Origin of the sequence: Rhodovarius crocodyli (assembly GCF_004005855.1) — a bacterium.
In the GTDB taxonomy this organism is placed as follows: domain Bacteria; phylum Pseudomonadota; class Alphaproteobacteria; order Acetobacterales; family Acetobacteraceae; genus Rhodovarius; species Rhodovarius crocodyli.
In genome coordinates, this window is sequence record NZ_SACL01000003.1 from 231,621 (window position 1) to 252,285 (window position 20,665).

Below are 20,665 nucleotides of genomic sequence, written 5' to 3' on the forward strand. Positions count from 1 at the left end.
GGAAATATTCGCCACGGATGATAAATAAATCCGATCATATCGTTGGATATGATCGGATATTGCTATAACTCACAAAAGCCTTTTTGCTTCTTTTTCTACAGAAAAAGAAGATCCTTCCTCACGCCTTGGCCATGATCTCCTGGCTCGTCATCAGGTCAGCGTATTTCTGCCCCATGTCGAACAGGTTGGCCTCATGCGGGGCCAGGGCGCGGTCGCCCACGCAATCCACCGCCACGATGGTGCGGAAGTCGTTCTGCATCGAATCCAGCACCGTCGCGCGCACGCAGCCCGAGGTGGTGCACCCCGTGATCACCAGCGTGTCCGCGCCGTGGAAGCGCAGGAAGCCCTGCAGCGGCGTGTCGAAGAAGGCGCTGGCGCCGCGCTTGCGCACCACCAGCTCACCGGGCGCGGGCGTCAGCTCGGGCACGATCTGCGAGAGTTCGGAGGTCTCGGTCAGTTTCAGCAGGCCGGGGGATTTCAGGGTGAAGACGCCGGCATCGGACCCGTCATCGGCGTAGACCACGCGGGTATGGGCGATGGGCCAGCCCTTGGCGCGGGCATGGGCCAGCAGGGGCACGGTGGCCTCGATGGCGTCGCCGATATTGCCGCCGCCGAAATGCGCGGGGTCGGTGAAGCCCACGACGAAATCCACGATCACCAGCGCCACCTTCGCGCCGAAGCCCGAGGAAGCGCCCATGCCCTGGGCCTTGTAGATGGCGACTTCGGGGTGCTCGCTCATGCCACTTCCTCCAGGTCGCGCAGGGATTGGATCAGGCTGCCGCGCAGCAGGAAGGCGCGGTGCTTCTCGGTGCTCGCCACCGTGTCGCGCAGGGTGTCGAAATGCGCCTCGCGGGCCGCGGGGTCGCGCATGTTCATGGTCTGGCGGTTGCGCAGCGCCTGCTGCTGCACGACCTCCAGCGCCACCTTGCGGCGCTGGCGCTCATAGCGGTCGAGCAGCGCGGGGTCGGCGCCCTTCAGGATGGCCACCAGCTTGTCGCCCAGGTTGAAGGCGTCATGCGCGCCGCCGTTCATGCCCATCCCGCCCAGCGGGTTGTTCACATGGGCGGCGTCGCCCACCAGCGCCACGCGGCCCTTGATGTAGTTGTCGGCCACGCGCTCATGCACGCGGTAGGCGGTGCGGTGCTTGATCTCATAGGGAACGCCCGTGGGCAGCACGCCCTGCATGCGCTCCTGGATGCGCTTCTCGGACATCATGACGTCCTCGGGCTCACCGGCATCGGTCGGCAGCAGCAGGCGCCACAGGGTCAGGTTGCGCAGCAGCACGAACCATTCCTGCGGGTCGCTGATGTAGGAGATGTTGGCGAGGTCCGGGATCGCCTCATGGAACTTGTAGGTGGTGGAGAGCGTCAGGAACACTTCGGGGATGGTGATGCCGTCGAAGGCGATGCCCATGGCGCGGCGCACCGCGCTGCGCGCGCCGTCGCTGCCCACCAGATAGTCGCCCGTGAAGGTCTCCCCGGTGGAGATGGTGGCGGTCACGCTGTCCGCGTCCTGGGTCACGCCCTCCACCTTCGCGTCATAGCGGAAGGCGACGTCGGGGTTGGTGGCCAGGCGGTCGCGCAGCAGGCGGGTCAGGCGCCACTGCTCGCATTGCAGGCGGTAGGGGTGGTTGGTGTCGTTCTTCAGCACGCCCAGGTCGAAGGTGGCGATCACGCCCTTCTCACGGTCGCGCACCTGCCATTGCGGGCAGACGAGGCCCATGCCGATCAGCTTGTCCGTCACGCCGAAGCGTTCGAGCATGTCCAGCGTGGGCGGATGAAACGTGCTGGCGCGCAGGTCGTCCGGCAGGTCCGGCGACTGCTCCAGGATCGTGACCTTGATGCCGGCATCGGCCAGGCAGCAGGCGGTGATCATTCCGGCGGGTCCCGCACCCACCACCAGCACATGAGCCATCTCGTACTCCCAACTTCCGGCGACGGTGTATGGCACCCGGCATGGCATGAATAAGCCCCCCGGCCTGCCCGATTCGGTCAAACGCTTGCGCGCCCTGGCGCGAAACCTTGCATCCGTGCCGTCACCTTGGGCAAGCTAGGTTCAGGGAGGAATACGCATGACGATCACGCGCCGCGTGGCCTTGGCCGCGCCTGCCGTGTTTTGCACGGCATTTGCTGCAACTGCGCAAAGCAACTGGCCGGACAAACCCTGGCGCGTGCTCGTGGGCGGCGCCCCGGGCGGGGCCAGCGACATCCTGATGCGCTGCATGGAGCCTAACCTGAAGGAAGGGCTGGCCCACAGCTTCTGGCTGGACAACCGGCCGGGTGCCGGCGGCATGCTGGCCGCCGAAATCTGCGCCGCCGCCCCCGCCGACGGCTACAACTTCCTGGTCAATCACATCGCCAGCAACGGCATCGGCCCGCATCTGCACCGGCGGGCGGGGTTCGAGCCGAACCGGGACCTGCAGGGGGTGGCGCGCATCGCCACCATGGCGAACTGGCTGATCGTGCAGCCGCAACGCGGTTTCAACACCGTGCAGGACCTGGTGGCCTACATCCGTGCCCACCCGCGTGAGGCGACCTTCAGCTCGGCGGGCGTGGGCACCTCCTCGCATCTGGGCGGGGTGCTGTTCGGGCAGCGCATGCGCATGGAGGTGACGCATGTGCCCTATCGCGGCACCGCGCCCAGCATGCAGGCGGTGCTGACCGGAGAGGTGCTGTTCAGCATCGACAACGCGCCTGCCAGCGCCCAGCAGGTGCGCGCCGGCATGCTGAAGGCGCTGGCCGTCAGCCCCGCCCGCCGCTGGAGCCAGATGCCCGATGTACCCACCATGCAGGAAGCGGGCGTGCCGGATTTCGACGTGTCCTCCTGGTACGGGCTGGCCGCGCCCGCCGCCACGCCGCGCCCCGTGATCGACCGGTTGAGCGAGGCGGTGGGCCGGGCGCTGAATGACCCGGCGGTGGCGCAGCGCATCCGCGAATTCGGCGCCGACCCCTGGCCCGCCGGGCCCGACGCCTACCAGGCCTTCATGCGGACCGAGGAAGCGAAGTGGGGGCCGATCGTGCGGGCGGCGGGTGTGGAACGCAGCTAGCCCGGCTTGCCGCGCCACGCGCAATCGCGCTTGATGCGTCCCGCAGCGGGAGCAGCGACATGCGCGTCAGCGTGATCCAGATGAACCAGGGCAGCGAGAAGCAGGCCAACCTCGACCAGGCGCGCCGCCTGATCGAGGCAGCGGTGGCCTCCGACCGCCCTGACATCGTCTCCCTGCCCGAGACCTGGACCAACCTCGGCGGCGGGCGCGAATCGCGTGAGGCCGCGGCGGAGGTGCTGCCCGAGCCCGGCGGCACCGGCGGCGCGGCCTATGAGATGATGCGCGAGATCGCGATCGGCGCCGGCATCGCGGTGCATGGCGGCAGCATCATCGAGAAGGGGCCGGAGAAGCTGTTCAACACCACGGTGGTGTTCGACGCGACCGGCACCGAGATCGCGCGCTATCGCAAGATCCACCTGTTCGACATCACGGGCCCCGACGGCACCGGATACCGCGAGAGCGCGCTGTATGGCGCGGGCGACCAGATCGTGACCTGCCAGGTCGGCGGCGTCACGCTGGGGCTGACCATCTGCTACGACATGCGCTTCGGTGAGCTGTACGCCACGCTGCGCGAGCGCGGCGCCGAGGTGATCTTCGTGCCCAGCAACTTCACTTTGCAGACCGGCAAGGACCACTGGGAGGCCCTGCTGCGCGCCCGCGCGATCGAGACCCAGTGCTGGATCGCGGCCGCTGCCTCCTGGGGCAGCTACGAGGAGCGCGGGGCCACGCGCTCGGTCTATGGCCATTCCCTGGTGGCGGACCCCTGGGGCCATGTCGTGGCCAAGGCCAGCGACGGAAAGGGCTGGGCCACGGCGCGGATGGACCGCGCCATCACCACCCGCGTCCGGCGTGACATGCCCATTCTGGAGCACCGCGCGGCGAGGCGCGTCACCCTGTGACCGAACCGCGCATCGCCATCCTGGCCGCCGGCACGGATGTGGCGCAGGCCGCCCGCGCGCGGCTGGTGCAGCTGTATGGCGACACCCCGCCCGAGCAGGCCACCCATCTGGTGGCCCTGGGCGGTGACGGCTTCATGCTGGAAACCCAGCACCGCTTCCTCAGCCGCAATCTGCCGGTGTTCGGCATGAACCTGGGCAGCGTGGGCTTCCTGATGAACTCCTACCGCGAGGAGGATCTGGTGGACCGGCTGCGGGTGGCGCAGGCGGTCAACCTGTTCCCCCTGCGCATGCGCGCCCACACCTCCACCGCCACCCATGCGGCGCTCGCGATCAACGAGGTGTCGCTGCTGCGCGAAACCCGCCAGACCGCCAAGCTGCGCATCCTGGTGGACGGCAAGGAACGCCTGGCGGAGTTGGCCTGCGACGGCGTGCTGGTGGCCACGCCGGCCGGCAGCACGGCCTATAACCTCTCGGCCCATGGGCCCATCGTGCCGCTTTCGGCCAACCTGCTGCCGCTGACGCCGATCTCGGCGTTTCGCCCCCGGCGCTGGCGCGGCGCCCTGCTGCCGGCCGAGGCGCGGGTGGTGATCGAGGTGCTGGACCCCATCAAGCGCCCCGTTTCCGCCACCGCCGACTATACCGAGGTGCGCGACGTGCGCCGGGTGGAGGTGCGCCAGGACACGGGCGTGAACATCACCCTGCTGTTCGACCCCGACACCAACCTGTCGGAACGCATCATCGCGGAGCAGTTTGTTGGGTGACCTGCGGCTGATCCTGGTCATCGCCGCCACCCAGTTCACCGGCTGGGGCACCATGTTCATCCCCTTCCAGCTGATGGTGGCGCCGATGGAGGCCGATCTCGGCTGGTCGCGTGCCTCGATGAACATGGCCTTCACGCTGGGGTTGCTGGTCTCGGGGCTGGCGGCGGTGCCGGTGGGGCGGCTGATCGACCGCGCGGGCGGGCGGCTCTCGCTCGCCTGGGGCGGGCTGGCGGGCGCCGTGCTGCTGGCGGTCTGGAGCCAGATTACCTGGCTGCCCGCCTTCTTCGCCCTGTGGCTGGTGATGGGCCTGGCCCATGCCTTCGCCCTGTGGGGGGCGGCCATGGCCGTGATGGTGACCCAGGCGAGGGAACCGGTGCGTGCCATCACCACCCTGACCTTCATCACCGGCTTCACCGGCACCGTGTTCCTGCCGATGATCGCGGGTCTGGAGGCATGGCTCGGCTGGCGCGGCACGCTGCTGGCGCTGGCGGCGCTGCAGGCCATGCCGGTGCCGCTGGCGCTGCTGGCCCTGCGCGACACGCGCCCGGCCACCAAGGAGCGCCCCGCACCGATCCCCCTCGGCCCCGTCATCCGCAGGCCCGCCTTCATCGGGCTTGCGCTGTGCCTCTGCGCGCATGCCTTCATCGGCACCGGGCTCGGTTCCCACCTGGTGCTGATGCTGCGGGAGAAGGGGTTGGACAATGCCTCCGCCGTCACGCTGGTGGCGCTGCAGGGGCCCTTTCAGGTGGCGGCGCGCGCGGTGCTGTTCGTGCTGGGCACCCGCGTGCAGGTGTTGCGGGTGGGCATCTTCGCCTGCGCCTGCCTGCCGGTGGCGCTGGGCTGGCTGTGGCTGTCGCCGGCCGAGATGCTGCTGATGATGGGCTTCGTGCTGTTCTGGGCCATGGCGGACGGTCTGCTGACCATCGTGCGCGCCGCGGCCCCGGCCGAGCTGCTGGGGCGTGAGGGCTATGGCGCCATATCCGGCGCGCTGACGGCCAGCACCGTGCTGCCGCGCGCCCTGGCCCCCGCCGTGATCGCGGCCATCTGGCAGGCCTCGGGCGGGTATGAGCCGGTCATGCCCCTGTTGCTGGGCCTGGCGGTGGCGGCGCTGGCGGCATTCCTGTTCGCGCAGCGGGATCGTCGCGCCCCCTGAAACGCGCGATCAGCCAGCGCGCGGCGGGCCCGGGCGGCGTGTCGGTGCGGTGGATGATCTGGAAGCCATAGGGAATGGCCTGCCAGTCCGGCAGGTCCAGCCGCACGAGGCGGCCGGCCGCGATGTCCTCCCGCACCGCCGGTTCCGGCATGCCGCCCCAGCCCAGCCCCGCCTTCAGCAGCGCGTGCTTGGCGCCGAGATCGGCCAGGCGCCAGCTGCGCGGGGCCAGCACCGCGAAGTCATGGCCCTCGGTCAGCGGGGAGCGGTCGGTCAGTACCAGCTGGGTGTGGCTGGCGGCGGCGCCAGGTGCATTCGGACCCAGGGCCAGCGGGTGGCAGGGGGCCGCCACCGGGATCATCTGCACCGTGCCCGCCGCGATGCTGGTCAGCCCTGGCGGCTGCATGTGGATGGGCCCGGCCAGGCCCAGCGTGGCGGTGCGGTTCAGCACCAGCTGCGGCACGGCGCCCAGCGCCTCCATGTGCAGGCGCAGCGGCACGGTGGGGAACGCCGCCTGGAAGCCCTGCAGCACGCCCACCAGCTGCTCCATGGGCAGCACCACGGTCACGACCAATGAGACCTCGGCCTCCAGCCCCTCCGTCAGGCCTTTCACCCGGGCGCGCAGCATGTCCACGTCGCGGGCGATGGCGCGCGCCTCGGCCAGCACGGCCTGGCCTGGCTGGGTCAGGGCAGGGCGGCGGGTCGTCACGCGGTCGAACAGCGGCAGGCCCAGCTGGGCTTCCAGATTGTCGATGGCATAGGTGATGGCCGATGTGGCGCGCCCGAGCCGGCGGGCGGCGGCCGCGAAGCCGCCTTCCTCCACCACCGCGAGGAAGATGCTCAACTGGTCGAGCGTCGGGGTGCCCGGTTCCGACATTTCAGAAATCCTGAACTTGGGTTTCTATATTATCCTGATTTTCGGAAAAGGCACCCAGGCATAGGGTCCGTCCCAACAGCCCGACCCGGGCATAGAGAGACCAAGGACCAGACCCATGAACCTGCTGCACCTCGACTCCAGCATCCTCGCCGGTGGCTCCGTCAGCCGCGAGCTGACCGCCGCCATCGTGGCCGCCGAAAAGGCCCGCCACCCCAACCTGAACGTCACCTACCGCGACCTGGCCGCCGCCCCGGCGGGCCATCTGTCCGGCGCGCATCTGGCCGTGTTCCAGGGCAACCCGTCCGAAGACGCGGCGCTGCTGGCCGATGTGGGCCTGGGCGGCGCGATGCTGGAGGAGTTCCTGGCCGCAGACATCGTGGTGGTGGGCGCGCCCATGTATAACTTCTCGGTGCCGAGCCAGCTGAAGACCTGGATCGACCGCGTTGCGGTGGCCGGCAAGACCTTCCGCTACACCGCCAACGGTCCCGAGGGCCTGGCCGGCGGCAAGAAGGTGATCGTGGCTTCCTCGCGCGGCGGCTTCTACGGCGCGGATACCCCTGCGGCCTCGATGGAGCACGCCGAGAGCTATCTGAAGGCCGTGTTCGCCTTCTTCGGCATCACGGATGTGCAGTTCGTCCGCGCCGAGGGCGTGGCGGTGGGCCCCGAGCAGCGCGCCCGCGCGCTGGAAGCCGCCCATGCCGAGGCGCTGAAGCTGGCCGCCTGAAGGGCCACCTGGGCCTGCTTGCCGCACGGGCAAAACCGGCCTACCCCTGGTGCCGGTTTTGCAGGTGAGGCAACAGGATGGACCAGGCCCGGCTGGTGGCACGGCAGATCGGCGCGCGGCTTCGTGCCGCGCGGGCTGCCGCGGGCCTGACCCTGCAACAGCTCGGCGATCAGGCCGGGCTGTCCGCCGCCTTCCTCTCCCGCGTCGAGCGCGGGGAGGCGACGCCCTCCATAGCCAACCTGATCGCGGTGGCGCAGCGGCTGGCGATGCCCCTGCGCGACCTGTTCGAGGATGAGGTTCCCCAGGCACCCCAGGGCTATGCCGTATCGCGGCTGAACGCGCGCGCGGCGGCCGAGCAGATCCAGGCCGCGGGCTACCGTTTCCATTGGCTTTCCGGCGATCTGCCGCAGCCCAGGCTCTCTGCCTTCCTGCTGGAATTTCCCGTCACCACCGACCCCTCCGCCACGCTGCTGGAGCATGAGGGGGAGGAGATCCTGTACCTGCTGGAAGGCAGCCTGGAATTCCGCATCGGTGAGGATGTGCTGGTGCTGGCCCCCGGCGACTGCGTGCATCTGCTGGGCGACCGGCCGCATATGGGCCGCAACATCGGCACGGTGCCGGCGCGGCTTCTGATGGTCGTGACCCCCCCGGGCGCTGTGCACCAGCCGTAAATCGATATTGCATGTGATGCAAATCTGATTAACCTTCGGTGCAACCACACCGGGGGCATTGCCGCATGAGCGAGACCGTCACCCTTTCCGTCGATGAGGTGCATGCGCTCGCCAAGGCCGCGCTGCTGCAGCAGGGCTTCGCCGACAACCACGCGACCGCCATCGCCAACACCGTGACCATGGCCGAGCGCGACGAGTGCCGCCATCACGGCCTGTTCCGCATGCCCTTCTACATGAACGGCCTGTGGTCCGGTCAGGCGAGCCCCAGCATCGAGCCGGTGCTGACGCGGCTGGCGCCCTCCGTCATCCGGGTGGATGCGGGCTATTCCTTCTCCCCCCTCGCGCTGGAGGCGGGCGATGCGCCCCTGGCCGAGCTGGCACAGGAACACGGCATCGCGGCGCTGTCGGTGGTCAACGCGCTGAATGTCGCGGCGCTGTGGCCGGAGGTGGAGCGCCTGGCCCAGCGCGGGCTGGTGGGCTTCGCCTTCGTCGCCGCCGCGCCTTATGTGGCGCCGGCCGGCGGCACCAGGCCGCTCTACGGCACCAACCCGATGGCGTTTTCCTGGCCGCGAGACGGGTTGCCGCCGGTGGTGTTCGACCAGGCTTCCTCGGCATCGGCACGGGGCGAGATCCAGATCCGCCTGCGCGACGGCAAGACGCTGCCGGATGGCTGGGCCATCGGCCCCGACGGCCAGCCGACCAACGACCCGAAGGAAGCCCTGGCCGGCGCGCAGCTGCCCTTCGGCGGCTTCAAGGGCAGCAACATCGCCATGATGGTGGAGCTGCTGGCCGGCCCGCTGCTGGGCGACGTGCTGAGCTTCGAGGCCGGCGCGCGCGACACCGCCAATACCGGCGCGCCCTGCGGCGGTGAGCTGGTGATCGCCATGGACCCGGCGAAATTCCTGCCCGGCGGCGACCGGAAAGCGCAGCTGGCCCATGCGGAAATGCTGTTCGAACGCATCACCGGCCAGACCGGCGCCCGCCTGCCGGCCGACCGCCGCTACGAGGCGCGCGCCCGCAGCGCCGAGTTCGGCGTGAAGGTGCCCAAGGTGCTGCATGAGACCATCCTGTCCTACGCCGCCGGCCAGGCGATCAAGGAACGCCAGGCCTATGAGGGCGACCACCTGACGCACCAGAACCAGGCGCGCTGATGCCCACGGAACGCACCAGGGTCCGCCGCCGCCCCGAGCGCGGCCACTACGACCGCGCCACCATCGACGCCATCCTGGACGAGGCGCTGCTGTGCCATGTGGGCGTGGTGGTGGATGGCGAGCCCTTCGTCATCCCGACCACGATCGTGCGGGAGGGCGACTGGGTCTATCTGCACGGCAGCCCGAAGAACCGGCTGCTGACCACCATCGCCGCAGGTGCTGCCGCCTGCATCACGGTCACGCTGGTGGACAGCATCGTGGCCGGCCGCTCCGGCTTCGGGATGAGCATGGATTACCGCAGCGTGGTGATCTTCGCCCATGGCGAGGTGATCGACGACCCGGCCGAGAAGAACCGCCTGGTCTACCGCTTCGTGGAGGCCATCATCCCCGGCCACCAGGTGCGCCCGGCCAAGCCGCAGGAGCTGAACGCGACGCTGTTCCTTCGTTTCCCGATCGAGGAGGCCTCGGCCAAGATCCGCGACGTGGGGGTGGTGGACCCGGAGGAGGACCAGGCGCTGGACCTCTGGGCCGGGGTGGTGCCGCTGAAGCTGGTGGCGGGCGAGCCACGGCCGTGCCCCGCGCTGAAACCGGGAACCGCGACGCCCGATTATGCGAAGGGCTGGAAACGCCCTTAGCGGTTCAGCTCCGGCAGCACGTATTTGGCCACCGCATCGGCGCCCGCGGCCTCGATCCGCTCGGCGCCGATCAGGGCCGCGGGGTCGGCCGCGTTGCGCCAGTCCTTGTATTCGTCGCCATGCGGCAGGCCGGCGCTTTCGCCCAGGATATGGGCCCAGTTGCGCACCTTGAAGCCATGGGTCTTTTCCAGCGCCACCAGCTCCCGGTGGCAGGAGTGGAAGATGCTGACGATGGTGTCGGCCTCGACCTCTCGCGCGGCGGCGACCAGCCGTTCCAGATGGGCGGGCAGGGCTCCCGGCACGCCGGCCAGGCCGAAGCACATGTAGCTGGCGCCGCGATAGGGATGCTCCAGCACCTCAAGCCCCGGCACCAGGCGCAGCAGGCCGTGCACGGCCTCATTCACCGGGGCGCGGTCGTTGAAGCCGACATGGGTATCGACCAGAACCCGGCCTGTGACGGGGCGCGTCAGCACCGGGGCCAGGGCGGCGCGGCGGTCCCACAGGGCCTCCGTTACATGGGCGTGGCCGAAGCGGGGTTCCTGGGTGGCGCCCATGAAATCGTCGAGGTTCATGTGGCAGGTCGGGCACCAGGTGATGACCTGCTTGGCCCCGCTGTCGTTGAAGCTCGACATGGTGCGGCGGGCCATGCCCTCTGCCACGCGGGGCTGGCTTTCCTTGGGGCTGCCGCAGCAGGCGCCGGGGCCGCCGACAGGGGCTGCCGGCACGCCCGCGCATTCCAGCAGATGCGCCGAGATGCGGATGATCTCCGCATGGCGCGTCATGTTGCAGCCGTACCAGAAGAGCGCGTCGGTCACAGCCATTTCTCCTGTTCCTCAGCGGTGAAGCCCAGCCGCGCGAAGGCCTTCACGGTGGGCATGGCACGGCTGGCGTCGCGCGGCGGCATGGTGCCGTTTTCCTGCGCGCGGAACTTCGCCAGGCGCAGCATCAGGGTGGGGTTCACCCCCTCCGGGCAGGCCGGGATGCAGCTGCCGGTGCGGGTGCAGGCGGAGACCCAGCCCTGGGACGCCGCATCGCCCGCCCCGCCCTGCAACAGGTCCAGCACGCCGGCCACAATGGCGGATGGCGCCACGCCCTGGGCGGCGGGGATATGCGGGGTCATCGGGCAGGCGTCGTAGCAGGCGCCGCAGCGGGTGCAGGCGGCGAGCATGCCCGCCGTCTCCTTCTCCCGCAGTTCTGACCAGTTGGCGTACATCCCTTGCTGCCTTTCGGTGGCTGGGGGCGGGGGGCTGGGGGCTGGCGTTGCCGGGCGGGTGCTTCACCGCTTCGGCGTGAACGCCTTCGCGGATCAGGCGCCAATCACCAGTGGTTGACCCGGTCCCAGACTGCAATCACTTCCTGGCTGCCGTCCACCACATGATAATGCGTGTGGGCGGCGACCGTCATGCAGGTGTGGTTCGGCGCGACGCGCACCTTGTCACCGATATGGAAGACCGGGTTGCCGGGAACCGCCACCTCGCCATGTTCCTGATAGGCACGGCGCATGATGGCATCGCCGAAGCTCGGCTTGCCATCGATATCGAGCAGCCGGCCGAAGCCGAAATCCTTCGGCGCGGCTTCGGTGCTGCGGTCCTTGCTCATGGCCATCGCGCCCGCATCCAGCAGCACGGTGCCGCGATCGGGGCGCTTGCCCACCACGCTCGCCAGCACCGTCACGGCGATATCGTCCAGCGGGTGGGTGCCGATCTGGCCCTGGAACAGGTCGCCGAACATATAGACGCCGGCGCGGACCTCGGTGATGCCCTCCAGGCTTTTCGCGTAGAGCGCGGTGGGCGAGGAGCCCATGGACACGATCTTGGCCTTCAGCCCGGCATCGCGCATGGCCTGGGCGGTGTCGGCGACCGACTTGCGTTCCGCCTCGGCCACTTCCTCCATCTGCGCCTGGCTGCGGCCGAGGTAGGAATGCCCGCCATGGGTGAAGGTGCCGAGCATCTTCTTGCCCAGCGCGCGGGCCACGGTCATCGCGCCCTCGGGCACGGTGCCGCCGCGATGCTCACCGCTGTCCACCTCGACCAGCGCGGCGAGCTGGCCGGGGTGGGCCGCGATCTTCTCGGCCATTTCCACGTCGTCGGTGATGACCTTGATGCGCGCGCCGGCCTCGTTCATCGCGGCCACGCGTTCCAGCTTCTGCGGGGTGATGCCCACGGCGTAGATCTGGTCGATCCAGCCGGCATCGGCGAAGTACTTGGCCTCCGCCAGGGTCGAGACGGTGATGGGGCCGAAATTCGGGGCCGCCAGCATCGCCACGTCCCGGCTTTTGGCCGTCTTCATGTGGGGGCGCAGCACCACGCCGGGGTGGCGCGCCAGGGCGTCCGTCATCAGCTTCAGGTTGCGCTTCAGGACGGACAGATCCAGCACCAAGCAGGGGGTCTCAAGGTCATTCAGGGTGGTCACGGCCAGGAGGCCTCCGTATCGATGGGCAGGGACGGGCGGGGCACGTGCTTCCAATTGAAGCGCGTCAGGATGGGCGAGGTCAGGCCCGGTCCATCCACCTCCACGATCTGCTCGTGCTGGAAGAATTCGTCGAAGCCGCCGCGGAAATGGCCACGGCTTTTCACCACGACGGCGCGCAGCGTGCTGATATCAATGCCCAGGTGTTCCAGGAAGGCCGGGTCCGCGCATTGCGTGCGCTCGGAGATCACCACGACCTCGATCCCGCGAACATCGTGTGGCCGATTCACCGCCTGCGGCGGATCGGACACAAGCCGCAGCCGCGCGGTCTTGCCCAGCTGCATCACCGTGCCGCCATAGATGCCGCGCCGGCCGGTCACCTGGCCGTCCGACAGCGCCACCACCTCGGCATCGGCGGCGAATTCATGGCTGAATTCGTCCAGGCCGCCCTGGTTGAACACGGCGCGGAAGCGGGCGCCCTTGCCCAGCGCATGCGCCTCGGCAGCCAGGCGCGCGTCGTTGATCACGCCGAACACCGCACCCTGCACGCCCGCCGCGTGGAAGGCGCGCAGGATTTCCATGGTGTTGCCGCGCCCGCCGCCGCCGGGGTTGTCCGCCACATCGGCGAAGGCGAGCGGGACGGGGCTGGTCAGCGCGCGCTGGGTGGCTTCCTCGATCGAGGTCAGGCGGGCCACGAAACGGTCGCGCCGCGCCCAGGCGGCCTCGGCCAGTTCCTGCGCCAGGGCCTCGGCCGCGCCCTGGTCGGTCGCCGTCACCACCGCCGTCATGCCGTTGAACGGCGTGTCGCCATAGGCGAAGCCGCCCATGACCGAGACGTTCACGATGCGGCTGTCCGCCGCCGCGCGCTCCTGGCCCAGGTTGATCACCTCCGCATACGGCCCCTGGGCCGTCAGCATCGACACGGTGGGCGCGATGATGGGCAGGCGGCGATGCGCGCGCACGAATTTCTCGCCCGCCAGCAGGCGGCGCATCAGCTGGGCTGATTCAGCGCCACGTTCCCGCATGTCCAGATGCGGGTTGGTGCGGTAGCCGACGAAGGCGTCGTTCAGCGCGACATTCTCCGCGCTGATGTTGCCGTGCAGGTCATAGCTGCAGATGAAGGGCACATCGCCCAAAATCTCCCGCACCAGGGCCTGCAGCGCGCCTTCGGGGTCGTGCAGGTGCTCGGCCAGGCCCGCGCCGTGGAGAACGGCATAGACGCCCTCCACCTGGCCCCGCAGGGGTTCGAGCCCCGCGCGCCATTCGGCCATGAAGCCCTCGAACACGTCGCGCGCCACCGGGCCCCAGGGCTCGGACATCGCCAGCATGATCGGGCGGGGTTCCCAGGGGCCGGTCGCGTCCATGGTGGTGACGAAGCCCGGCATTTCCCCCAGCGCGCGGGAGGAGGCGGCGCGGCCGTCCGTCACGATCTCCTCGCCGCGCAGCAGGCAGCGGTTGGTGAAATCGTGCATCCGGGCGACGGGCGCCCAGCGGTTGCACTCGATGGAGAAGCCTAGCAGGGCGATGCGCGGCGTGGTCATGCGATGTCGAGCCCCACGAATTCGGCGTAGCGCTGGGTGGCCTTCAGGCCGGTGCCGGTCAGCACCACCACGGTCTTCTCGTTGCCCGCGATCTTGCCGGCGGCCAGCAGGCGGCCGAAGGCGGAGGCCGCCTGGGCGCAGGTGGGTTCCACATAGACGCCGCGGCTTGCCAGCATCAGGGCGGCGTCCTTGATCTCATCCTCGGTCAGCAGCACCGCGCCGCCGCCGGATTCACGCATCGCCTGGATGCACTCGCGCTGGCGCAGGGGCTTGGCGATGGCCGTGCCCTCCGCGATGGTCGGCACCGCCTCGGCCTCCGGCAGGCCGAGTTCCGCGCGCCCGATCGGGCCGCAGTTTTCCGGCTGGGCGGCAAAGATGCGCGGCAGCTTGCTGATCTGGCCGGCCCGCAGCAGCTCCGAAAAGCCGATGTAGCAGCCCAGCACGTTGGAGCCCGCGCCGCAGGGCACGATGACGTTGTCGGGCGCGACGAAACCCAGATCCTCCCACAGCTCATAGGCCAGCGTCTTGGTGCCGTGCAGGAAGAAGGGCTGCCAGTTGTGGCTGGCGTAGAAGATGTTCGCGGCCTCGGCCTCCGCGGCCTCCGCACAGTCCTGGCGGGTGCCGGGGACCAGCTCGATCTCCGCCCCCACCGCGCGGGCCTGCACCGTCTTGGCGGGGGAAGTATAGGCCGGGACCATGATCTTGGAGCGCATGCCGCCGGCGGCGGCATAGGCGCTGACGGCGGCGCCGCCATTGCCCGAACTGTCCTCCAGCACATGGTCGATGCCCTGGGCGCGCAGCAGGGACAGCATGATGGAGGCACCACGGTCCTTGAAGGAACCGGTGGGCATGAACCATTCGCACTTCAGCAGCGCGGTGCCGCCGGCCAGCGGCATTTCCAGCAGCGGCGTGCAGCCCTCACCCAACGAGATCGGCGCGTCGGGGATGAAGGGCAGGGCGGCGGCATAGCGCCAGATGCTGCGCTTGGAACGGTCGATGTCGTCGCGGGACATGCCGGGCAGGTCCGTCAGCAGCAAAGGCTGGCGGTCGTCACCACACCAGCGCGGGGTGGCGAGCGGCCAGGTCTGGCCGGTGAAGGGGTCGAGATAGGCGGTCTGGCTCATGGGGGGAGACAGTCGCTTGGGGGCGGGGGGGAGGCAAGCCCTCGACGGGGAATGTACGGCGGCGCGAAGGCAGGGGCGTTGCCCCCGTGCCCCTACCAAGGGCGCTGCCCTTGGAACCCGCCAAAGGCCGGGAGGCCTTTGGAAACCGTGCTCTAGCGGTGGTCGATAGGGAAAGCCGCGCTATGATCTCCGCAAGCGATCCAGCTAGAGCGGAATTTCGAGGAGGCTTTGCTTGCCTACAGCTGCGATGATGACCGGTATGCAGGGCGTTTTTCTGGTTGCAGCCGAGCTTTCTAGGCGCGGGTTCATTGTGTCCCCAACATCGCGGAGCGCTGCAGGCGCCGACCTGTTGGTCACGGATCAAATGTGTAAAAAAGCTTGGTCGGTCCAGGTCAAAACGAATTCAAAAATCGCGAAATATTGGTTGGTTGGTAAACACGCCATTTCAGTAAAATCGACCTCACATGTCTATGTTCTTGTTAATTTGAAGGGAATGGAAAGACCTGAATTCGTCGTGGCTGACAGCATCCATGTCGCCTCGAAGACAAGGACGAAGAACCGAAAAACCGGTTCTACCTTCTGGTCGTTCTACCGCGAGGACAGGCAGTATGATGAAGATCAGGACTGGGGCGCGGTTTTCGGCAACCCCCATGCAGTCGAAGCTGCCGAGCTCCCGCCCGAGCCGCCGGAATCCTAAGCAACGTTAGGCAAAGAATGAGGTCCAGGACCGCTACGGTCCTGGCGGGGTCGTCAGGGGCGGCGCCCCTGACTGGGGTCCAGGGGCAAGGCCCCTGGGGAAATCCGCCCATACCCCATTCCCAAACCCCCACATCCGCCCCAGCCTACCGCCCATGCCGGTAACCACCCTCCCCGACCTCGCCCAGGCCCTCGTCCGCATCGACAGCCGCAGCCGCCTCTCCAACCTCCCCGTCGCGGACCGGCTGGAGGCCGAGCTCCCCGGCTTCCACATCGAGCGCCTGGACTACACAGACCCTGCCGGCATCCAGAAGCGTTGCCTCATCGCCCATCGCGGGCCGCCCGGTGGCCTGGCGCTGTCCGGCCACATGGACACGGTGCCCGAGACCGGCTGGACCGCCGACCCCTGGTCTGGCGCCATCGACGCCAACGGCATCCTGCATGGCCTGGGCAGCGTGGACATGAAGGGCCCGATCGCCGCCTGCGTCATCGCAGCCCGCGAATGCCCGCCCGAGACCCCCGTCACCCTGCTGATCACCACCGACGAGGAATCCACCAAGGCTGGTGCCCGCGCCGTCGCGGCCAATGCCTATGCCCGCTCGCTCGGCCTCAAGGGCATCATCGTCGCGGAGCCGACGGAGCTTGTTCCCGTGCGCGGCCATCGCGCCCATGTCGCCTTCACCGCGGTGGCCGAGGGCGTGCAGGCCCATTCCTCCACCGGCAAGGGCACCAACGCCAACTGGGCGATGATCCCCTTCCTGGCCGAGATGAAGGACATCTTCACCCGCCTGCGCACGGACACCTCCTTGCAGGACACCGCCTATGACCCGCCCTTCAGCGACTTCAACCTGGTGCTGGACAATCACGGCACGGCGGTGAACGTCACGGTCGCGAAGGCGACCGCGCTGATCAAGTTCCGCTACTCCCACCGCATCGACCCGCAGCCGATCATCGACCTGGTGCAGGCCGCCGCCGACCGTGCCGGCATGGCGCTGTCCTGGGCGCTGGAGGGCAAGCCGCCCGAGCTGCCGGCCGACCATCCGCTGATCCGCCAATGCGTGGAGGCCACCGGCCAGCAGGCCATCACCGTGCCCTTCGGCACCGATGCGAGTGAGCTTCAGGCGTTGGCCCCGTGTGTGATCCTGGGCCCCGGCTCCATCGCCACCGCCCACACCCCGCACGAGCATGTTTCGCTGAGTGATCTTGCGCGCGCGGTGGATTTATACAAACGTTTGCTCACCGCTGCCTGAAACCCCGAACGGGGCGGGGGCGGTGAAGATGGGAAACGTCATGAACACCAATGCCTTCGCCTCGCTGGATCCCCTGGTCCGTCCGCGCTCCATCGCCATCGTCGGCGCCTCGGACGACGCGACGCGTATCGGTGGGCGGCCCATCGCCTACATGAAGTCGCAGAATTTCCAGGGCACCATCCTGCCGGTGAACCCCAAGCGCGACACCATCCAGGGCCTGAAGGCCTACACGGATGTGGACGCCCTGCCGGAAACCCCGGATGTGGGCCTGATCGCGGTGGCGGGCGATGCGGTGCTGTCCTCGGTCGAGGCGCTGGGCCGCAAGGGCACCAAGGGCGTCATCATGTTCACCGCCGGTTACGCCGAGATGGACGAGGACGGTGCCCGCCGGCAGGAGGAGCTGGTCGCCGTCACCCGCAAATACGGCATGCGCCTGCTGGGGCCGAACTGCCTGGGCCTGTTCAACGCGGATATCGGCTTCTACCCCATCTTCTCCTCGGCCTTCGACGGCGGCTGGCCGCTGAAGGGCCGCATCGGCATCGCCAGCCAGTCGGGCGCCTATGGCACCCATGTGTTCTCGGTCGCGCGCAACCGCGGCCTCGGCACGCCGGTCTGTGTCACCACCGGCAATGAGGCCGATGTGGCGCTCGGCGACGTGCTGGGCTGGATGGCCCAGGCGCCCGAGGTGGACGTGATCCTGGCCTACGCGGAAGGGATCCGGGAGCGCGAGAAGTTCCTGGCCGCGCTGGAGCTGGCGCGCGCCAACCGCAAGCCGATCGTGATGATGAAGGTCGGCCGCAGCGAATTGGGTGGCGAGGCCGCGAAATCCCACACCGCCTCCATCGCCGGCGACGATGCCGTGACGGACGCGGTGCTGCGCGAATTCGGCGTGCTGCGCGCCACCAGCACCGAACACGCGCTCGATGTCGCCTATGCCGCCACGCGGCGGGTCTATCCGGTGCAGAACACGCTGGGCGTGCTGACCGTCTCGGGCGGGGCGGGCGTTCTGATCTCGGATGCCGCCGAGGCGCTGGGCTTCGCCATGCCGCCGATGCCTGAGGAAGCGCAGAAGGTGCTGAAGGGCCACATTTCCTTCTGCGCGCCGCGCAACCCGGTGGACTGCACGGCCCAGGTGGTGAACCAGCCCGCGCTGATCGGCACCTTTGCCGAAAGCCTGGTGGTGAATGGCGGCTACAGCTCCATCCTGGGCTTCTTCACCCAGACCGGCGGCAGCAGGATGATGGCGCCGCACATCCGCGCCGAGATGAACAAGGTGAAGGCCCAGCACCCTGACCGGCTGTGGTGCCTGTCGGTCATCGCCCCGCCCGAGATGGTGCGCGAATACCAGGATGACGGCTTCCTGGTGTTCGAGGACCCGACGCGCGCGGTGGTGGCGCTGCACGCCATGGAATATTTCGGCAAGGCCTTCGCCGCCAGGCCCTGCTCGGCGGTTGCGCTGCCCAAGGTCGAACTGCCCGACAGCACCCCCAGCGAGGCCGAGGCCAAGCGGATCCTGGCCCAGGCCGGCGTGCCGGCCGTGCCCGAATACGCCTGCGCCGAGGTGCATGTCGCCGTCGATGCGGCGGAGGCCATGGGCTATCCGGTGGTGCTGAAGATCCTCTCGCCCGATATCCTGCATAAGTCCGAGATCGGCGGCGTGCTGCTGAATGTGGAGGACGCGCATGGCGTGCGCGAGGGCTTCGAGCTGCTGCTGAAGCGCGCCAAGGAACATGCGCCGAACGCCCGCATCGAGGGCGTGCTGGTCGCCAAGCAGATCAAGGGCGGCACCGAGATGGCCTTCGGCATCGTCAACGACCCGGTCTTCGGGCCGGTGGCGATGGTGGGCCTCGGCGGCATCTTCATCGAGGTGCTGAAGGACGTGGCCTTCCGCCGCTGCCCCTTCAGCCCGGCCGAGGCGGAGGAGATGATCCGCTCCCTGAAAGGCTTCGCGCTGCTCGACGGCGCGCGCGGCCGGCCCAAGGCGGACCTCAAGGCACTCAGCACGGCGTTGTCCAACCTCTCGGCCTTCGCGGCGGCCGCCGGGCCGAAGCTGGCCAGCGTGGACATCAACCCGGTGTTCGCCCTGCCTGACGCCGCCTATGCCGCCGACGCCGTGCTGGAGATCACGCCGTGATCGACCCGCAGAGCCTGCTGGCCTACCCCATCCCGGAAATCCGCCAGACGCTGCGCTGGCAGGATATCGCGCTGTACAACTTCTCCATCGGGCTGGGCCAGGACCCGATGGACAAGGCCCAGCTGCCCTTCCTGGACGAACGCAACCTGGTGGCCATGCCCAGCATGGCGGTGGTGCTGGGCTATCCCGGCTTCTGGGTGCAGAACCCCGCCACGGGCGTCGATTGGGTGAAGGTGGTGCATGGCGAACAGTCGCTGACCCTGCACAAGCCGCTGCCCACCAATGGCGAGGTGATCGGCACCAGCCGCGTCACCCGCATCATCGACCGCGGCGCCGGCAAGGGCGCCATCATCTATTCCGAGCGCGTGGTGAAGGATGCCGCGACCGGCGAGAAGCTGGCCACGCTCTCCATGTCCACCTTCGCGCGCGGTGACGGCGGCTTCAACGGCGACCCGGGCCCGGCCCCCAAGCCGCACCCGGAGCCCGACCGCGCGCCCGACCTCTCGGTGGAACTGCCCACCCGCCCGGAACAGGCGCTGGTCTATCGCCTGAACGGAGATTTCAACCCGCTGCACATGGACCCCGACGTGGCCGCCAAGGCGGGCTTCAAGCAGCCCATCCTGCACGGGCTCGCCAGCTTCGGCGTGGTCTGCCACGCGCTGATGCGCGGCCTGTGCGACTATGACGTCACGCGCTTCGGCAGCATGGATTGCCGCTTCTCCTCCCCGGTCTATCCGGGTGAGACGCTGCGGACGGAAATCTGGAACGAGGAGGGCGGGGCCGCCTTCCGCACGCGGGTGGTGGAGCGCGACATCGTCGTCGTCTCCAACGGGAAGTTCCGCTTTGCCTGAAGCGGGTTATGCTGGGCGGGAAATGAAGGGAATAGCGTCTTAATGATCAATAAGATCGTGCAGAGCATGGCCGAGGCGATGGAGGGCATCAAGGATGGCTCCACCGTGCTGATCGGCGGTTTCGGCTCAGTCGGCCAGCCCGATGCGCTGATCGAGGGGCTGATCGAGCAGGGCGCCAAGGACCTGACCTGCGTGGCCAACAATGCAGGCACCGGCCATGTGGGCCTGGCGCGGCTGATGGAACTCGGCCGGGTGCGGAAGATCATCTGCTCCTTCCCGCGCAGCGCCGGGTCCGTCGTGTTCGAGGAGCTGTACAAGGCCGGCAAGATCGAGCTGGAGATCGTGCCCCAGGGCACGATGGCCGAGCGCATGCGCGCCGCCGGCGCCGGCATCCCCGCCTTCTTCACCGCGACGGGCGCCGGCACGCTGCTGGCCCGCGGCAAGGAAGCGCGTGAGTTCGACGGCCGCGAATACATCATGGAACGCTCCCTGCCGGCCGATGTGGCGCTGATCGAGGCCTGGGAGGCCGATCGCTGGGGCAACCTGATCTACAAGGACAGCGGCCGGAACTTCAATCCGGTGATGGCCATGGCCGCGACGCTGACCATCGCGCAGGTGCAGCACATCGGTGAACTGGGCACGCTGGACCCCGAGAAGATCGTGACGCCGGGCGTCTATGTGAACCGCGTGCTGCAGGTGGACCGCGGCGCGCCCTGGGTTTGATGATGTGGACCGGGGCGCCCCGC

21 protein-coding genes are annotated in these 20,665 nt (G+C 68.8%); 13 read left to right on the forward strand and 8 right to left on the reverse strand.

Features of this window, described 5'->3' with window-relative positions:
* Nucleotides 1–118: 118 nt before the first annotated feature.
* Both EOD42_RS10330 and EOD42_RS10335 read right to left on the reverse strand, forming a co-directional pair.
* Nucleotides 119–739: an isochorismatase family protein gene (locus EOD42_RS10330; protein ID WP_127787444.1), complete on the reverse strand. Its 621-nt coding sequence runs from the start codon at nt 737–739 to the stop codon at nt 119–121.
* Nucleotides 736–1,914, reverse strand: a complete 1,179-nt coding sequence (locus tag EOD42_RS10335; protein WP_127787785.1) for an FAD-dependent oxidoreductase — start codon at nt 1,912–1,914, stop codon at nt 736–738. The genes EOD42_RS10330 and EOD42_RS10335 overlap by 4 nt, the downstream gene beginning before the upstream one ends.
* Nucleotides 1,915–2,071: 157 nt before the next feature.
* On the opposite strand from EOD42_RS10335, the gene EOD42_RS10340 reads away from it, so the two are divergent.
* The 4 genes from EOD42_RS10340 to EOD42_RS10355 are packed head-to-tail and all read left to right on the forward strand — an operon-like array spanning nt 2,072 to nt 5,859.
* Entirely contained in the window at nt 2,072–3,046 is a 975-nt protein-coding gene (locus EOD42_RS10340; protein WP_127787445.1) for a Bug family tripartite tricarboxylate transporter substrate binding protein, read from the forward strand.
* A 59-nt stretch (nt 3,047–3,105) separates the two neighbouring features.
* Nucleotides 3,106–3,945, forward strand: coding sequence for a carbon-nitrogen hydrolase family protein (locus tag EOD42_RS10345; RefSeq protein ID WP_127787446.1), 840 nt, complete (start codon nt 3,106–3,108; stop codon nt 3,943–3,945).
* Nucleotides 3,942–4,706: an NAD kinase gene (locus tag EOD42_RS10350; protein WP_127787447.1), complete on the forward strand. Its 765-nt coding sequence runs from the start codon at nt 3,942–3,944 to the stop codon at nt 4,704–4,706. Before EOD42_RS10345 ends, EOD42_RS10350 begins: the two co-directional genes overlap by 4 nt.
* A complete protein-coding gene (locus EOD42_RS10355) occupies nt 4,699–5,859 on the forward strand; it encodes an MFS transporter (protein ID WP_127787448.1) in 1,161 nt (386 codons plus the stop codon). Before EOD42_RS10350 ends, EOD42_RS10355 begins: the two co-directional genes overlap by 8 nt.
* Here EOD42_RS10355 and EOD42_RS10360 read toward each other — a convergent pair.
* The gene (locus tag EOD42_RS10360) at nt 5,780–6,733 is read right to left on the reverse strand and encodes a LysR family transcriptional regulator (protein WP_127787449.1); all 954 of its coding nucleotides are present in this window, start codon (nt 6,731–6,733) and stop codon (nt 5,780–5,782) included. The genes EOD42_RS10355 and EOD42_RS10360 overlap by 80 nt on opposite strands.
* 115 nt (nt 6,734–6,848) lie before the next feature.
* Between EOD42_RS10360 and EOD42_RS10365 the strand changes: the two genes are divergently transcribed.
* The 4 genes from EOD42_RS10365 (at nt 6,849) to EOD42_RS10380 (ending at nt 9,914) form a co-directional block, all read left to right on the forward strand.
* On the forward strand, nt 6,849–7,457 hold the full coding sequence (locus tag EOD42_RS10365; protein ID WP_127787450.1) for an FMN-dependent NADH-azoreductase: 609 nt from the start codon (nt 6,849–6,851) through the stop codon (nt 7,455–7,457).
* Between the two features lie 77 nt (nt 7,458–7,534).
* Entirely contained in the window at nt 7,535–8,128 is a 594-nt protein-coding gene (locus EOD42_RS10370) for a helix-turn-helix domain-containing protein (protein ID WP_127787451.1), read from the forward strand.
* A 65-nt stretch (nt 8,129–8,193) separates the two neighbouring features.
* Nucleotides 8,194–9,279 carry an Ldh family oxidoreductase gene (locus EOD42_RS10375; protein ID WP_127787452.1) on the forward strand — a complete coding sequence of 362 codons (1,086 nt, stop codon included), beginning with the start codon at nt 8,194–8,196 and terminating at the stop codon, nt 9,277–9,279.
* Nucleotides 9,279–9,914, forward strand: a complete 636-nt coding sequence (locus tag EOD42_RS10380; RefSeq protein ID WP_127787453.1) for a pyridoxamine 5'-phosphate oxidase family protein — start codon at nt 9,279–9,281, stop codon at nt 9,912–9,914. The genes EOD42_RS10375 and EOD42_RS10380 overlap by 1 nt, the downstream gene beginning before the upstream one ends.
* Here EOD42_RS10380 and EOD42_RS10385 read toward each other — a convergent pair.
* The 5 genes from EOD42_RS10385 to EOD42_RS10405 all read right to left on the reverse strand — a co-directional run bounded on the left by EOD42_RS10385 (nt 9,911) and on the right by EOD42_RS10405 (nt 14,988).
* Nucleotides 9,911–10,729 carry a heterodisulfide reductase-related iron-sulfur binding cluster gene (locus EOD42_RS10385; RefSeq protein ID WP_164867870.1) on the reverse strand — a complete coding sequence of 273 codons (819 nt, stop codon included), beginning with the start codon at nt 10,727–10,729 and terminating at the stop codon, nt 9,911–9,913. The two genes, EOD42_RS10380 and EOD42_RS10385, sit on opposite strands and share 4 nt — an antisense overlap.
* Complete coding sequence (locus tag EOD42_RS10390) at nt 10,726–11,127, reverse strand: 4Fe-4S dicluster domain-containing protein (protein ID WP_127787455.1); 402 nt, start codon at nt 11,125–11,127, stop codon at nt 10,726–10,728. The genes EOD42_RS10385 and EOD42_RS10390 overlap by 4 nt, the downstream gene beginning before the upstream one ends.
* A 104-nt stretch (nt 11,128–11,231) precedes the next feature.
* Nucleotides 11,232–12,326, reverse strand: a complete 1,095-nt coding sequence (locus EOD42_RS10395) for an alanine racemase (RefSeq protein ID WP_127787456.1) — start codon at nt 12,324–12,326, stop codon at nt 11,232–11,234.
* Nucleotides 12,323–13,864 (reverse strand): M81 family metallopeptidase, encoded by a 1,542-nt coding sequence (locus EOD42_RS10400; RefSeq protein ID WP_127787457.1) that lies wholly within the window; start codon nt 13,862–13,864, stop codon nt 12,323–12,325. Before EOD42_RS10400 ends, EOD42_RS10395 begins: the two co-directional genes overlap by 4 nt.
* Nucleotides 13,861–14,988 carry a threonine synthase gene (locus EOD42_RS10405; RefSeq protein ID WP_127787458.1) on the reverse strand — a complete coding sequence of 376 codons (1,128 nt, stop codon included), beginning with the start codon at nt 14,986–14,988 and terminating at the stop codon, nt 13,861–13,863. The genes EOD42_RS10400 and EOD42_RS10405 overlap by 4 nt, the downstream gene beginning before the upstream one ends.
* A gap of 232 nt (nt 14,989–15,220) precedes the next feature.
* Between EOD42_RS10405 and EOD42_RS10410 the strand changes: the two genes are divergently transcribed.
* The 5 genes from EOD42_RS10410 to EOD42_RS10430 all read left to right on the forward strand — a co-directional run bounded on the left by EOD42_RS10410 (nt 15,221) and on the right by EOD42_RS10430 (nt 20,642).
* Entirely contained in the window at nt 15,221–15,685 is a 465-nt protein-coding gene (locus tag EOD42_RS10410) for a hypothetical protein (RefSeq protein ID WP_127787459.1), read from the forward strand.
* Between the two features lie 154 nt (nt 15,686–15,839).
* The gene (locus EOD42_RS10415; RefSeq protein ID WP_127787460.1) at nt 15,840–16,934 is read left to right on the forward strand and encodes a M20/M25/M40 family metallo-hydrolase; all 1,095 of its coding nucleotides are present in this window, start codon (nt 15,840–15,842) and stop codon (nt 16,932–16,934) included.
* Nucleotides 16,935–16,974: 40 nt separating this feature from the next.
* Complete coding sequence (locus EOD42_RS10420; protein WP_206020315.1) at nt 16,975–19,068, forward strand: acetate--CoA ligase family protein; 2,094 nt, start codon at nt 16,975–16,977, stop codon at nt 19,066–19,068.
* A complete protein-coding gene (locus EOD42_RS10425) occupies nt 19,065–19,919 on the forward strand; it encodes a MaoC family dehydratase (protein ID WP_127787462.1) in 855 nt (284 codons plus the stop codon). Before EOD42_RS10420 ends, EOD42_RS10425 begins: the two co-directional genes overlap by 4 nt.
* A gap of 42 nt (nt 19,920–19,961) precedes the next feature.
* Complete coding sequence (locus tag EOD42_RS10430) at nt 19,962–20,642, forward strand: 3-oxoacid CoA-transferase subunit A (RefSeq protein ID WP_127787463.1); 681 nt, start codon at nt 19,962–19,964, stop codon at nt 20,640–20,642.
* Nucleotides 20,643–20,665 lie beyond the last annotated feature (23 nt).